This window comes from Bradyrhizobium ottawaense, assembly GCF_002278135.3.
Lineage (GTDB): Bacteria > Pseudomonadota > Alphaproteobacteria > Rhizobiales > Xanthobacteraceae > Bradyrhizobium > Bradyrhizobium ottawaense.
The window spans coordinates 2431021-2444486 of record NZ_CP029425.2; the positions used below are offsets into that span (position 1 = coordinate 2431021).

The following is a 13466-nucleotide window of genomic DNA, read 5'->3' on the forward strand; positions in this document are numbered from 1 at the left end:
GTGAGGCGTCGCCCCATCTTAGAGGGTGATCAACGTCTTGATCGCGCGCCGTTCGTCCATGGCGCGGTATCCCTCGGCGACATCGGACAGCGGCAGCTTGAGGTCGAACACCTTTCCCGGCTTGATCTTGCCGGCGAGGACGCGGCCGATCAGGTCAGGCAGGAAGCGCCGGACGGGGGCCGGTCCGCCCAGCATGCGCCGCTGCGCGAAGAACATCGCCTGGCCGTCGAAGGTCACGCCGTGCGGCACGCCGACATAGCCGATTGATCCGCCGGGCCGCGAGCAGGCGATCGCCTGCGCCATCGATTCCTGCGTGCCGACGCACTCCAGAACGGAATCGGCGCCGACGCCATCGGTGAGGTCCTTGATGCGGGCAATGCCCGCCTCGCCGCGCTCGGCCACGATGTCGGTGGCGCCGAATTCGACCGCGAGCTGCTGCCGCGTCTTGTGTCGGCTCATGGCGATGATCCGCTCGGCGCCCATCTCCTTGGCCGCCAGCACGCCCATCAGGCCGACGGCGCCGTCGCCGACTACGATTGCGGTCGATCCCTTGCAAACGTTGGCGGCATCGGCGGCATACCAGCCGGTGCCAAGCACGTCGGAGGTCGCGAGCAGGTCGGCAATGAGATCGGGTGACGGATGCTCAGCGGTTGCGACCAGGGTGCCGTCGGCCAGCGGAACGCGCGCGTAGGGGGCTTGCGCGCCCGACATGAATTCGCGCTGGACGCAGGAGGAATGGAAGCCGAAGCGGCAATGCGGGCAGGTGTTGTCGGAGATGCAGAACGAGCCGACGACGAACTGCCCGGGTCGCACCGTCTTCACCTCGCTGCCGACCTCCACGACCACGCCGCAATATTCGTGGCCCATGTGCTGCGCACGACCGTCGATCGGCTGCAGGCCGCGATAGGGCCAGAGGTCGGACCCGCAGATGCAGGTTGCCGACAGCTTGATGATGGCGTCGGTGGGCTTGAGGATCTTGGGATCGTCGACCTCTTCGCAGCGGATGTCGCCGGGACCATACATGAGTGTTGCCAGCATGGCTGAACCTTTCGGGTTTGATCGTCAGGAGAGAAGCTCGAGCCGCAGCGGATATTTTCCGCGCGTGAGCAGGGGCTGAGCGCCGCCGTCGAGATGGCCGAGACGGATCAAGCCCTTCGAGTAGCGATAGCTGCCGTGGAAGAAGGCGAGATTGCCCCAGGGCGCGAAGTAGCAGAGATCGCCCGGCGCCTCGTCGGCGAACGGGACGCTGTCGAGCTCCGTCAGCTTGCGCGGCAGATAGGCGATCTTCTCGTTGGTCGAATAGTCCTCGATGGCGAGGTCGAGCGGCAGCAGAGCGACGAGGTCCCTCGCCGACGGGTTGTCCAGAAGGGTTGCCGTAAAACTGTGGCGGTCGAAGGCGCATCGCATCTGCATGTTCGCAGCTCCCGTCCGCCCGGCGGCGTTCGTCACGGTGAGGCCGGCGACGGAGCCGGGCACCGCGGCGATGGCCACGAGGCCGCCGACAACGGTCCGGCGCGTGAAGCAACGTCTGGACATGATACATGCGCCTGTGGTCGGGGCCGGAGGGCACGAGAGCCGCGGCCGCCTCCGCCATTGGACATAACGCCCGGCGGGCGATCCGATTAGATGGATTAATCCGCTTGCGTTGATCGATGGGAGGCATAAATGGGAACTCTCGGCGGTGGAAGGCGATGGCCAGGCAGGATTTCAACGACCTTCTTTCCTTCCTCACGATCGCCAAGTAGCTCGGCTCACCAAAGCGGCGGCCAAGCTCGGCGTTGCCCAGTCGACGCTGAGCTACACCATCAAGCGTCTCGAAGAGCAGATGGGTATCCGGCTCTTGACGCGGACCACCCGCAGCGTCGGCCTGACGGAGGCCGGCGAGCGGCTGCGGCAAGCGATGGCACCGCTTCAAGGTCATCGTCGACGCACTGCGTCATCGCGGGAAGTGACGGCGGCCGGCGATGCGGTTCGGTGCCGTCCCGTTCGTTCGAAGTCAGTACGAACCCGAGCGCTTTGATCCTGCATCGAGCCGTAGACTTGACCTCGCCGCGCTCAGCGCCGCAGACAGCTCGTCGATGTGGTAGGGCTTCGCCAGGATCTGGATGCCCGCCGCCTGCGCCTCATGGACGGAGGCTTCGGCGTAGCCGCTGGTCAGCAGAACCGGTATGTCGTTGCGACGCCGTTTGATCTCGTGTGCGAGTTCAACCCCATTCATGCCGCCGGGCATCATGATGTCCGAAAAGATCACATCGACGGAGCGACCATCGGCCAAAGCGCCGAGAGCCGCGGCAGCGCTGGCGGCGCGTGTGACTTCGTAACCGAGTTGGCCGAGCATCTCGGCGACCAGTGCGGCAACCTCGTCGTCGTCTTCGACCAGCAGGATTCGGCCCTGGTTGCTTTTCTTCGGTCGCACCCTGGTGAGGTCGATGAGGTGCCGCTCGCTCGAAGGGACATCGAACGATCGCGGCAGGTACAGTTCGATGCTGGTGCCCCGGCCGGCCTCCGATTGAATGCGGACCGTGCCCCGAGACTGCGTCGCAAATCCATGGACCTGCGCGAGCCCAAGTCCCGAGCCCTTGCCGACGTCCTTGGTCGTGAAGAAGGGCTCGAAGACCCGCGACAGGATCTCCGGAGCCATGCCGACACCTGTGTCGATCACGGACAGCCGGACATAGTCGCCGGCGATCTCCGCGTCGTTCAGCTCGGGCAGGTTTTCGCCGCGGACGAGGATCGTGCCGCCGTTCGGCATGGCGTCGCGGGCATTGACGGCCAGGTTGAGGATCACCAGCTCGAGCTCCCCGGGATCGACCTCCACCGGCCACAGCGAATCCGGAAATTCGAACTCGACATGGACGTCGCCTCTCAGGCTTCGATCGAGCAGCTCGCGCATGCCGCCGATCTGTGCGGCGACGTCGACGGGTTCCGGGCGCAGCTTCTGTCGGCGCGAAAACGCCAGAAGCTGCTTGGTCAGGCTGGCCCCGCGCTGCGCCGCCTGGATCATCCCGTCCATCAAGCGGCGACGGCGGTTGGGGTCCGTCTGGCGGTCGAGCATGTCGAGGCCGCCGGAAATCACCATCAGCAGGTTGTTGAAGTCGTGAGCTACGCCGCCGGTGAGCTGGCCGATGGCTTCGATCTTCTGAGCCTGGCGAAGCGTCTCCTCGACGCGAGCGCGCTCGTTCATTTCGAGACGCAGTTGCTCGTTGGCTTCCTTCAGCTCGCGCGTCCGCTCGACCACCAGCTTCTCGAGCTCCTGCGCGGTCTGCTCGCGGGCCTCGAGCAGAGCCCGGATTTCATATTGACGCCGGCGTGCCCTGATCGCCGACTGGATGGCGCTGGTCAGCGTGATCGGCTGAACCGGCCGTTCGAGCAGCGAGACGTTACGGAGAAGCTCGACGATACTGCGTCGCCACGCGACGACCGCCGGCTGTTCTCGATGGCTGGTGAGAACGACAAAAGGGAGGTCGGACCACGGCGGTTGGCGCTCGATCCATTGTGCCAGCGGCGCCGTGTCTCTCCCGAACAATCCTTCCTCGGCCAGGAAGACCGCGCCCACGCCTTCGGTCATCGCGCTGACGAGCGCGGACAGATCGCGGCAGTTGACCGCCTCCAGGCTCGCGCCGCGAAAGAGTTCGGTCGATGCCGGCCCGTCGCGGCCGATCGGGGCGAATACGAGAACGCGGTGATCCGGGTCGAGGCTCATTCGAATGGCCCTTCCGGCAGTGCCCTGCCGGTATAATGCGGATTGCCGGAAAAGATGCCGCTGAACTCCTGCAGTGGCGGGCCGAGCCTGATCCCGCTGCTGCCGAGCCGGAATTCGCGAATGCTATGCTCGTGATTGCCGCTACGCTTCTTGACGACTGACAAGGCGCGCCGCACCGTTCCACCGAATTCGAAATAGCGCAGCATCAGCACTGCATCGCTCAAATAGCTGATGTCGAGCGGCGTATCCATGGGACCTACAAGCCCATGCTGAGCGAGGATCAGGATGGTGAGGACGCCCTGCTGTGCCAGGTAGCTCAGGAGTTCATGCATCTGCAGGATGAGAAAACGTTCATCCGGCATCGCGTTCAGGTAACCGTTCAGGCTGTCGATGACGACAAGGCGGGCGTTGTCGGCCTCGACGCTTCGGCGGAGCGTCGCCGCGAACTCACCGGGCGACAGTTCGGCCGGATCGATCTGTTGAAACCGGATTTTTCCCGAGGCGAGATGTTTCTCCAGAGGCAAGCCAAGTGTCCGTGCACGTGCTTCGACCGTTCCACGGCCTTCATCGAATGCGAAGAATACGGCGTGCTCGCCACGTTCGGCCGCCGCAATGGCATAGGTCAGTGCGACCGACGACTTGCCCGCACCGGCAGAGCCGAGCAGAAGCGCGTTGGTGCCGCGTTCGAGCCCGCCTCCCAAGAGCTGATCGAGCTCGGCGTTGCCGCTGGACATGGGCTCACCGGCGAAGGACTTGTGATGTTCGGCCGCGACGAGCCGGGGGAAGATCCGCAAGCCGCCTTCCGAAATTGTAAAATCGTGGTAACCACCGCGAAACCGGATGCCCCGCATCTTGATCACGCGAAGACGGCGCCGCTCGGCCCCGTAGTCGATGGCGAGCTGTTCGAGCATCACCACGCCGTGCGCAATCGAATGCAGTTGCAGGTCGTCCTGAGAGGACGAGAGATCGTCGAGGAGAACGACAGTGCAGTTGCGGTTGGTGAAAAAGTGCTTCAGGGCCAGAACCTGACGCCTATAGCGCAGCGGGTTCTGCGCCAGCAGGCGCAGTTCGGACAGGCTGTCGAGCACCACGCGGGTGGGATCAATTCGTTCGACCTCCCTGAAGATCAAATTGGTGGTTTCGCTCAGCTCCATTTCGGCGGGATGGAAGACCGTGAGCTCGCGCTCCGGGTCGAGCGTCGTCTCCGGTGGCACCAGTTCGAAGATGTCGACCCCGTCCAGCGACCAGCCATGCCGACGCGCGACGACACTCAGCTCCCTCTTGGTTTCGGACAGGGAGATATAGAGCACGCGTTCGCCATCACGCACACCTCTCAGAAGGAATTGCAGCGCGATCGTGGTCTTGCCGGTGCCGGGCCGGCCCTCGTAAAGATACATCCGATTGGCGTCCAGGCCGCCGCCCAGGATGTCATCCAGGCCGTCGCTGCCGGTCGAAACTCTCGGCGAATCCTTAAGGTCGCTGTCTGGAGCAGCCCTCGACGGACCGGTCATTGAACCCCCTCGCGCATATCTTCCGGAAGCTGATTTTGCCCGAGCGCCCAGAGGCTGGCAGCCGGGGTTGGACCGAAGAAGAGGTCCTTCCAAGGAACTCTTCAGACAGGAACGAGTTCCCGCAAAGAGGTTTGCCCGGGCGATCGGTGGCCCCGGCTTGAGCTATCGTGCAAGAAGCCAGTTGCGGGTCGGGAGCGTCCAAGGGACGAGCCGCAATAGACTGTGCCGATAGCTCGGTGCTGTCGGTTCAAAACTGAACACAAGCTCCTGTGCTCGCCGCAGGTGGATCCGGTCGCATCGTGGCGGTCATCGCCTTGCGCGGTAGATCACCACGTCCTCGCCGTGACGACTCGTGCGCCGCTCGAGCAGGTAATTCGATTTCTCCAGCACGCGGCGCGATGCGCCGTTTGCGGTATAGACGATGCCGATGAGAGACGGCAGCTCGAGTTGTGACAGCCCGATCTCAGTCAGCTCGGTCGCGGTCTCGCTGGCAAATCCCCGGCCCCAGAGACTGGGTGTGAACGCGTAGGCGATCTCGATCTCGTCCACGTCATCCACCAGGATGTGCCGGATGCCGGCCCGCCCGGCAAATGCGCCGTCTTTCGTGCGCAGGGTCCACAGGCCAAAACCGTATTGATCCCAGTGCGCCATGTTGACGGCGAGATATTTCTCCGTTGCCTCCGCCGAACGCACGCCGCCGATGTAACGCGACGCTTCGGGATCCAGATGGAGCGCGACGAGGTCGGCGAGGTGACTTTCGTTCAGCCTCTCGGCGGTCAGGTTGTCGGTACTGAAGCGATCCATGGAAGCAGGGTGTCGCGCGGAGCTGGTCGCGATCTGGATGTTGTTGAGGCCGATGATGCCATCGTGCCGCTGTTTTGCCCGACAGGTCAACCGGCTCGCGGCCTTTAGGTTTTTGTTCAAGCATGGTCCTTTCGGGAAAACCGCCGCGCACTTTTCCGGATCATGCTTTAGACCGGGCCGTGCGAGCCGGGCGGGACCATGTAGAGCGTCATCGCGAAGATCGTGTAGATGCAGAGCAGGAGGGCACCGACGAACCAGGCGGAGCGTCCGCCATTGGTGACGAAGCTCGTCACCACGGTGGCGATCATGACCATGGTCACCGCTCCCGGCCAGAATTGAAGGTCCATGGGCTGCGGCCCGACGACGTAGCTCAGCAGCACGAGAACGGGTGCGACGAACAAGGCGATCTGGCTGGCGCTTCCGAGCGCGATGCTCACGCTCAAGTCGAGCCGGTTGCGGCGTGCCGCGGAAAACGCCACGGCCATCTCGGCCGCAGCCCCGACCAGGGCAACGACGATGAATCCGACGAATGCCGGGGTCATGCCGAGCGTTTCGGCGGCCTTCTGCACCGATGTCACGAAGATCTCGCTCACGAGTGCCACCAGCACGGTGACGATTCCCAGTGTCGGAACGGCGATCGCAATCGGCAGTATCGGGCCGCCTGCCTCGCCATGGTCGCTGCTTGCAAACAGCTCCTTGTGCGTCTTCAGCGAGAACAGCAGGCTGAGACCGTAGGCCGCAATCAGCAGGACCGCCAAGGCGGTGCTCAAGCGCTGCACCGTCGCCTCGTGGCCGGGAAAGTCGAGGTCGGCCACGGCCGAGGGTGACAACAGGGCGATCGTGGCCATCAGCAGCAGCGCGGAATGGAGCCTGCCGCCTGCCCGGTTGTATTCCTGCACGCGATGCCTCAATCCGCCCAGAAACAGCGATGCGCCCAGCATGAATAGCGAGTTGGTCACGATCGCACCCGCAATCGAGGCTTTGACCAGCATGTATTGACCGGCCTGCAACGCCGTGACCGCGATGATGAGCTCCGTGAGATTGCCAAGCGTGGCGTTCAACAGCCCGCCGACCGCATCGCCGGTCTTCTCGGCCACGGCCTCCGTCGCGTGGCTGAGCAGGCTCGCGAGCGGCACGATGGCGATCACGGCCAGCACGAACAGCAGCGTATGCGCGTCCGGCATGACATGCTCGAGCACGATCACGACAGGCACGACAGCCAGCAGCCACAGCAGCGGGCTGTGCCGGATTTCCCTGAGCAGCGCGTTCATGGTCCGTCCTACGCGGTCAGACCTCGACGCTGCCGCCGGAGTGGGGCCCGGTGTTGATCTAGCTCAACGGCTTGTGCGCCCTCGAACCGGCGCCTCAATAGCAGGGCGGATAGGGGTGATATCCACAAGCCCGGCGATAGCCATAGGCGCCATAGGCGGCAGCTCCCGCCGCTGCGGCACCGTAGTAAGCCCGCCGATGGACCCTGCGGTTGACGCCGGCAACGCTTCCCGGCGTGAGCGGGCGTCCGACGCGGGCCTCGGCGGTGTCAACGGACACGGCGAGCGCATCCACCGGCGAGGTGTGGAACGACAGGGGCGCTGCCGTGAACAGCGCGGCGGTGACGAACAGTCCGATCAGCTTGGCATGTCCAGTCATGTGCTCTCTCCCTTTGCAGGACGACGAGAAAGCGTGACAGGCGGGTGAGGTGGACCATTGACCGAAATCAATGGTCGCGGTTTCCTGGGATCGCCTGGCCCGGATGATTCCTGCACTCGCGTAAGCCATTGATTTCACAACCCCGGTCTACTGTGCATGGGGTTGTTTTCGCAATTTTAGTTTTGAGGGCTTCAGCCGGCGCCCAGCGCCACCGCGACGTTGTACGTCAGGAGGCTCGCGGCATAGGCCAGCACCAGCATGTAGGTGAAGGTCACGGCCATCCAGGTCCAGCTTCCGGTCTCGCGCCGGATCACGGCCAGCGTCGAGGCGCATTGCGGCGCGAAGATGTACCAGGCCAGCATCGACAGCGCGGTGGCGAGCGACCATTTCGTCGCGAGCACCTGGCCGATCTGCTCGGCCGCTTCCTTGCCGCCCTCGATCGCATAGACGGTGCCGAGCGCCGCGACCGCGACCTCGCGCGCCGCCATGCCCGGGATCAGCGCGACCGCGATCTGCCAGTTGAAGCCGACCGGGGCGAGCAGGGGTTCGAGCGCCTTGCCGATGATGGCGGCGAGGCTGAAGTCGATGGCGGGCTCGGTGGCGCCCGCCGGCGGCTGCGGGAACGAGGCCAGGAACCAGATCAGCACCATCATCGAGAAGATCGTGGTGCCGGCGCGCACCAGGAACATCTTGGCGCGGGTGTAGATGCCGATCGCGATCGATTTCAGCTGCGGCATCTTGTAGTCCGGCAGCTCCAGCATGAACGGCGCCGGCGCAAAGTCGCGCAGCATGAAGAACTTGATCAGGAACGAGACGGCAAGCGCGCTGATGATGCCGGCGGCGTAGAGGCCGAACATCACGAGGCCCTGCAGGTTGATGAAGCCCCAGACGTCCTTCGCAGGGATGAAAGCCGAGATGATCAGCGTGTAGACTGGAATACGCGCCGAGCAGGTCATCAGCGGCGCGATCAGGATCGTGGTCAGCCGGTCGCGCTTGTTGTCGATCACGCGCGTCGCCATGATGCCGGGAATGGCGCAGGCAAAGCTCGACAGCAGCGGTATGAAGGCGCGGCCGTGCAGGCCGGCGCCGCCCATGATGCGATCCATCAGGAACGCGGCGCGCGCCATATAGCCGAAATCTTCCAGCAGCAGGATGAACAGGAAGATGAGGATGATCTGCGGCAGGAACACAATGACGCTGCCGACGCCGGAGATCACGCCATTCTGCAGGAAGCTCTGCAACAGGCCGTCGGGCAGGGTGGCCTGCACGAGCTCCCCGAGCGCGTCGAAGCCGGACTTGAGCACGTCCATTGCTGGTTGCGCCCAGGCGAACACCGCCTGGAACATCACGAACAGGATCAGCGCGAGCACGATGAGGCCGCCGACCGGATGCAGCACGATCGCGTCGATCCGCGCGGTCCAGGTGTCGGGCCTAGCAGGCAGGCTGACGCAGTCGGCGATGATGCGGTCGGCCTCGCGCTGGGTCGCGCGTAGTTCGCCGACGCTGAGCGCGCGCCAGCTGTTCGCCGCCGCCTCGGCGGCGAGCTTTGCCGAGATCTCGTCGGTCAGCTTCAAGAGGTCGGCGGTGCCGCCCTTGCGCACCGCGATCGAGGTGACCACGGGCAGGCCGAGCTCCTTGGCGAGCCGCTCCGTGTCGACGGTAATGCCGCGGCGGGCCGCGATGTCGAACATGTTGAGCACGAGCAGCATCGGCCGTCCGGTGCGCTTGAGCTCGAGCAGCAGGCGGATGGTCAGCCGCAAATTGGTCGAATCGGCCACGCACAGCACGAGGTCGGGCACGGTCTCGCCGGACGCCTTGCCGAGCACGAAGTCGCGGGTGATCTCCTCGTCGGGGCTGCGGCCGCGCAGCGAATAGGTGCCGGGCAGGTCGACCACCGAGACCTGACGTCCCAGCGGAGTGACGAAGAAGCCTTCCTTGCGCTCGACGGTGACGCCCGGATAGTTCGCGACCTTCTGCCGGCTGCCCGTCAGGGCATTGAACAGCGAAGTCTTGCCGCTGTTCGGCGTGCCCACCAGGGCGAGATGCAGCAGGGGTAATTCCATGGAATCACTGGTCCGGGATCAGAGGTCCGGTCGCTGTCTAGGCGACGATGATGGCCATGGCTTCGCGGCGTCGGACCGCAATCGTGATGCTGTCGACCCGCACGGCGATCGGGTCGCGCCCGACCAGCCCCTCGTGCAGGACCTCGACCCGGGCGCCTTCGACGAAGCCGAGCTCGATCAGGCGGCTCTCGAGCTCGATGTCGGAGAGCGCCGAGCCCGCCTCGCGAGCGGAAAGATGCTGGATGACGCCGGTATAGCCGCGCTGGGCCAGACCCAGCGGCATGTGCGGGCGCGTGTCATTGGTGTCGGTCATGCCCTGTATTTTCAACGCAAGGCATTGAGGTCAAGCGCGCGCGCTCCCTGAAACCGCACCTTAGAGTGATTTTAAAGTGCGGGTGGCGGAGCGCCGTCGAAGGCGCCCCCGAGGGCTGGGTTGGCTACTGGGCCGCGACCTTGTCCGGCTGGGGGGCCATGGCCCGGCTCTTGAAGTAGTCCAGCACGAACAGGCGGATCGCCGACGACAAATTGCCCTGCTGGCGGTTGTTGTCGATCTCGCCGACCAGCTCGGACAACGTCATGTTGCGCAAGCCGGAAATCTCCTTCATGCCGTTCCAGAACGCCTCTTCCAGGCTGACGCTGGTCTTGTGCCCGGCGACGACGATCGACCGTTTCACGACGGGCGACTTCATGGCTGCTCCTCGCGATCGATCTGATGCTGATCCAGATGCGCTTTCGCCTTGTCCGCGCGTGTCTCCTGCGCCGACCGTTCCGCCTTCGTGCGGCCGAACTTCGTCCGGTTGGCGTCCGCCTGCTTCGCCGAGGCTTCCCGTTCGGCGCGCTTCCTGAAACGATTCAGGTTGATGACGTTCCCCATGCCGCGTCTCCATCATCCGATCCTTTCCAGGCAGGATGAAACATTCAGAAACAGGGTGCCGCACTGCGCCCCACAAGACTTGATCGCCATTCGCTTGTCCTCGTCAATCGGCCTCTAGGGCCATCAAACGATGAATTTCGCCCCCGTCGAGGGGCGGAAGGGCTGCGTAGCACGCCGTCCTGCCGGAACATTGACGGTAATCAAATCCCGCCCCCAAAGCCGCACATTTCTAGGGCGCCGAGCGTCCGTATCATTACGGATGGCTATCGGAATTCGGAGTTCTATCCCGGGCTGGTCATCTTCTCGGGACGTACCAGGCGATCGAACTCATCAGCCGAGACGAAGCCGAGCCGCAGCGCCTCCTCCTTCAACGTGGTGCCGTTGGCATGGGCCGTCTTGGCCACCTTGGCGGCATTGTCGTAGCCGATCTTCGGGGCGAGCGCCGTCACCAGCATCAGCGAGCGCTGCATCAACTCACTTATGCGCTTTTCGTCGGCACGGATGCCGCTCACGCAATGCTCGGTAAAGGATCGCGCCGCATCCGCGATCAGGCGGATGGAGTGCAGCATGTTGTAGGCGAGCACGGGCTTGTAGACGTTGAGCTCGAAATGGCCCTGGCTGCCGGCCACCGTGATCGCGGTGTGATTGCCGAACACCTGGCAGCACACCATGGTCATCGCCTCGCACTGGGTCGGATTGACCTTGCCCGGCATGATCGAGGAGCCCGGCTCGTTCTCCGGCAGGATCAGCTCGCCTAGCCCTGAGCGCGGGCCTGATCCCAGGAGGCGGATGTCGTTGGCGATCTTGAACAGGCCTGTCGCGACCGAATTGATGGCGCCGTGCGCCAGCACGTAGGCGTCGTTGGAGGCCAGTGCCTCGAATTTGTTGGCGGCGCTGGTGAAGGGCAGCTTCGTGATCCCGACCACGTGCTTGGCGAAAAGCTTCGCGAAGCGCGGCTTCGAGTTGAGGCCGGTGCCGACGGCGGTGCCGCCCTGCGCCAGCGGATAGAGGTCCTTCACCGCGACCTTGAGCCGGGCGATGCCGCTTTCGACCTGCGCGGCATAGCCGGAAAACTCCTGGCCGAGCGTCAGGGGCGTGGCATCCTGCGTATGAGTTCGGCCGATCTTGACGATGTTTGCGAACGCCTTCTCCTTTTTGCGCAGCGCGCGGAGCAGCTCATCGAGCGCAGGAATGAGATCGGCAGTGATGCGACTTGCGGCCGCGATGTGCATCGCGGTCGGAAACGAATCGTTCGACGACTGGCTCATGTTGACGTGATCGTTGGGATGCACCGGCTTCTTGGCGCCGAGCTCGCCGCCGAGCAGCTCGTTGGCGCGGTTGGCGATCACCTCGTTGAGGTTCATGTTGCTCTGCGTGCCCGAGCCGGTCTGCCACACGACGAGCGGGAAATGGTCATCGAGCTTGCCCTCGATCACCTCGCGGGCGGCGCGGATGATGGCGCCCGCGCGGCGCCGGTCGAGCAGGCCGAGCTCGAGGTTGGACTGTGCCGCGGCGAGCTTGACGATGCCGAGCGCGTGCACCAGCGAGATCGGCATGCGGTCGGTGCCGATGCGAAAGTTCTGGCGCGAGCGTTCGGTCTGCGCGCCCCAATAGCGGTCGGCAGGGACCTCGATGGGACCGAAACTGTCGGTCTCGATGCGGGTGGCGGGGCGGGCGGTCTTCGCGCGGGCGGCTTTGGCCATGAGCACATCCATTCTACCGCGCGAAACACCGCGCGGCTCTTTCGTGTGCTTCTCTATATAGGGAGTTCGGCCGCGTGCGACGGGCTCGAACCTAATCTAGATCATTTCTTGCGGAAACGATCGAGCCGCACGACTTCGGCGCCGCCCTGGTTCGGGGCCGCCGGCTCCTCCGTGCTTTCCGCCGTTTCAGGGGCGGGCGTCTGCACGGCGACGGCCGATGGCGCGGGAGCTGTCGGCAGCGTCTCGGGCGCGACCTCGGCAACGTCAGACGTGTCGAACTGCAGGCCGAACTTCACGGACGGATCGAGGAAGCTCTTGATGGCGCTGAACGGCACGATCAGCCGTTCCGGAATGCCGCCGAAGGACAGGCCGACCTCGAAGCGGTCCTCGAGCACGGTCAGGTCCCAGAACTGATGCTGCAGGATGATCGTCATCTCTTCCGGATATTGCGCCAGCAGCCGCGACGACAACTTCACGCCCTCGGCCTTCGACACGAAGGTGATGAAGAAATGGTGCTCGCCCGGCAGGCCCTGGGCCGCGGCATCGGTCAGCACCTTCCGCAGCACGCCGCGCAGCGCGTCGCGGGCCAGCACATCGTATCGGATATGATCGGTCGCCATGGTGGTCCTGTTGCATCCCCGAAGCCGGACCGTGCCGACTCGCCAAGCCGCAATAGTACCGCGCCTGACGGATCAGCAGGAGTCCCCGCCGGGGAAGAAATCAAGAGTAAAGTGGAGGCTTCTGTTGCCAGGTGCCTCCGAACCCCGCCTAACGGAGCTTAACCCGTTAGGACTTTAAGATGGTCTTTCAAACTGCGTTACGCAGCCTGAGCAACCGGAGCAAAGTTGTCGTTGGCAACTATTGCAGTAGCCCGATAACGGCGGAACAATACCGGGAAAAAGTACGCCCTTTACGCCCTCGTCGATCCTATTTCGCCCCCGCCAAAGCCCGCTTCGGGATGACCGGTTGGTGGGCTTTGGTGGAGGCGCCGGGTACCGCCCCCGGGTCCGAATGGTTTATTGCGACGACCGTTTATTTCCATAGCCGGCGAACCGGCAGCCCCAATATAGGGCGCAAAGGTTTCGAATGACAGGTGTTTCGCGCGGCGATCCCACGGTTCCCTTTGGATAGGTTCCGGACGGGCAGGGGCCGGAGCTTGGC

13 protein-coding genes, 1 other RNA gene and 1 pseudogene are annotated in these 13466 nt (G+C 64.3%); 1 reads left to right on the forward strand and 14 read right to left on the reverse strand.

Features of this window, described 5'->3' with window-relative positions; all coding sequences use genetic code 11:
* Positions 1 to 18: 18 nt before the first annotated feature.
* Entirely contained in the window at positions 19 to 1038 is a 1020-nt protein-coding gene (locus CIT37_RS11535) for a zinc-dependent alcohol dehydrogenase family protein (protein ID WP_095426093.1), read from the reverse strand.
* 24 nt (positions 1039 to 1062) lie between these two features.
* Positions 1063 to 1536, reverse strand: coding sequence for a cyclophilin-like fold protein (locus CIT37_RS11540; RefSeq protein ID WP_244611227.1), 474 nt, complete (start codon positions 1534 to 1536; stop codon positions 1063 to 1065).
* Positions 1537 to 1691: 155 nt separating this feature from the next.
* Between CIT37_RS11540 and CIT37_RS11545 the strand changes: the two are divergent.
* Positions 1692 to 1909 (forward strand): annotated as a pseudogene (locus CIT37_RS11545) (LysR family transcriptional regulator); the annotation flags it as partial.
* Positions 1910 to 1996: 87 nt separating this feature from the next.
* On the opposite strand, the gene CIT37_RS11550 reads toward CIT37_RS11545, so the two are convergent.
* The 12 genes from CIT37_RS11550 to ssrA all read right to left on the reverse strand — a co-directional run bounded on the left by CIT37_RS11550 (position 1997) and on the right by ssrA (position 13401).
* A complete protein-coding gene (locus CIT37_RS11550; RefSeq protein WP_028145470.1) occupies positions 1997 to 3703 on the reverse strand; it encodes an ATP-binding protein in 1707 nt (568 codons plus the stop codon).
* On the reverse strand, positions 3700 to 5214 hold the full coding sequence (locus tag CIT37_RS11555; protein WP_028145469.1) for an ATPase domain-containing protein: 1515 nt from the start codon (positions 5212 to 5214) through the stop codon (positions 3700 to 3702). The genes CIT37_RS11550 and CIT37_RS11555 overlap by 4 nt, the downstream gene beginning before the upstream one ends.
* A 306-nt stretch (positions 5215 to 5520) precedes the next feature.
* A complete protein-coding gene (locus tag CIT37_RS11560) occupies positions 5521 to 6018 on the reverse strand; it encodes a GNAT family N-acetyltransferase (protein WP_028145468.1) in 498 nt (165 codons plus the stop codon).
* 167 nt (positions 6019 to 6185) lie between these two features.
* A complete protein-coding gene (gene cax, locus CIT37_RS11565) occupies positions 6186 to 7289 on the reverse strand; it encodes a calcium/proton exchanger (protein WP_028145467.1) in 1104 nt (367 codons plus the stop codon).
* A gap of 94 nt (positions 7290 to 7383) precedes the next feature.
* Positions 7384 to 7665 (reverse strand): hypothetical protein, encoded by a 282-nt coding sequence (locus tag CIT37_RS11570; RefSeq protein WP_028145466.1) that lies wholly within the window; start codon positions 7663 to 7665, stop codon positions 7384 to 7386.
* Positions 7666 to 7856: 191 nt separating this feature from the next.
* Positions 7857 to 9728 (reverse strand): ferrous iron transporter B, encoded by a 1872-nt coding sequence (gene feoB, locus CIT37_RS11575; RefSeq protein WP_028145465.1) that lies wholly within the window; start codon positions 9726 to 9728, stop codon positions 7857 to 7859.
* Positions 9729 to 9765: 37 nt separating this feature from the next.
* A complete protein-coding gene (locus tag CIT37_RS11580; protein WP_018319701.1) occupies positions 9766 to 10041 on the reverse strand; it encodes a FeoA family protein in 276 nt (91 codons plus the stop codon).
* Between the two features lie 124 nt (positions 10042 to 10165).
* Positions 10166 to 10417, reverse strand: coding sequence for a ribbon-helix-helix domain-containing protein (locus CIT37_RS11585; RefSeq protein ID WP_018319702.1), 252 nt, complete (start codon positions 10415 to 10417; stop codon positions 10166 to 10168).
* On the reverse strand, positions 10414 to 10602 hold the full coding sequence (locus CIT37_RS11590) for a DUF4169 family protein (protein WP_028145464.1): 189 nt from the start codon (positions 10600 to 10602) through the stop codon (positions 10414 to 10416). Before CIT37_RS11590 ends, CIT37_RS11585 begins: the two co-directional genes overlap by 4 nt.
* A 281-nt stretch (positions 10603 to 10883) precedes the next feature.
* Positions 10884 to 12317, reverse strand: a complete 1434-nt coding sequence (fumC, locus tag CIT37_RS11595) for a class II fumarate hydratase (RefSeq protein WP_095426094.1) — start codon at positions 12315 to 12317, stop codon at positions 10884 to 10886.
* Between the two features lie 89 nt (positions 12318 to 12406).
* Positions 12407 to 12925, reverse strand: coding sequence for an SspB family protein (locus CIT37_RS11600; protein ID WP_028145462.1), 519 nt, complete (start codon positions 12923 to 12925; stop codon positions 12407 to 12409).
* A 110-nt stretch (positions 12926 to 13035) separates the two neighbouring features.
* Positions 13036 to 13401, reverse strand: a transfer-messenger RNA (tmRNA) gene (gene ssrA / locus CIT37_RS11605).
* Positions 13402 to 13466 lie beyond the last annotated feature (65 nt).

Excerpts from the sequence above, each read along its gene's own strand:
- CIT37_RS11560 (WP_028145468.1), bottom strand. The coding sequence starts at position 6,018 with ATGGATCGCTTCAGTACCGACAACCTGACCGCCGAGAGGCTGAACGAA.
- CIT37_RS11535 (WP_095426093.1), bottom strand. The coding sequence starts at position 1,038 with ATGCTGGCAACACTCATGTATGGTCCCGGCGACATCCGCTGCGAAGAG.
- CIT37_RS11540 (WP_244611227.1), bottom strand. The coding sequence starts at position 1,536 with ATGTCCAGACGTTGCTTCACGCGCCGGACCGTTGTCGGCGGCCTCGTG.
- CIT37_RS11590 (WP_028145464.1), bottom strand. The coding sequence starts at position 10,602 with ATGGGGAACGTCATCAACCTGAATCGTTTCAGGAAGCGCGCCGAACGG.
- fumC (WP_095426094.1), bottom strand. The coding sequence starts at position 12,317 with ATGGATGTGCTCATGGCCAAAGCCGCCCGCGCGAAGACCGCCCGCCCC.
- CIT37_RS11580 (WP_018319701.1), bottom strand. The coding sequence starts at position 10,041 with ATGACCGACACCAATGACACGCGCCCGCACATGCCGCTGGGTCTGGCC.
- CIT37_RS11550 (WP_028145470.1), bottom strand. The coding sequence starts at position 3,703 with ATGAGCCTCGACCCGGATCACCGCGTTCTCGTATTCGCCCCGATCGGC.
- CIT37_RS11555 (WP_028145469.1), bottom strand. The coding sequence starts at position 5,214 with ATGACCGGTCCGTCGAGGGCTGCTCCAGACAGCGACCTTAAGGATTCG.
- feoB (WP_028145465.1), bottom strand. The coding sequence starts at position 9,728 with ATGGAATTACCCCTGCTGCATCTCGCCCTGGTGGGCACGCCGAACAGC.
- cax (WP_028145467.1), bottom strand. The coding sequence starts at position 7,289 with ATGAACGCGCTGCTCAGGGAAATCCGGCACAGCCCGCTGCTGTGGCTG.
- CIT37_RS11600 (WP_028145462.1), bottom strand. The coding sequence starts at position 12,925 with ATGGCGACCGATCATATCCGATACGATGTGCTGGCCCGCGACGCGCTG.
- CIT37_RS11585 (WP_018319702.1), bottom strand. The coding sequence starts at position 10,417 with ATGAAGTCGCCCGTCGTGAAACGGTCGATCGTCGTCGCCGGGCACAAG.
- CIT37_RS11570 (WP_028145466.1), bottom strand. The coding sequence starts at position 7,665 with ATGACTGGACATGCCAAGCTGATCGGACTGTTCGTCACCGCCGCGCTG.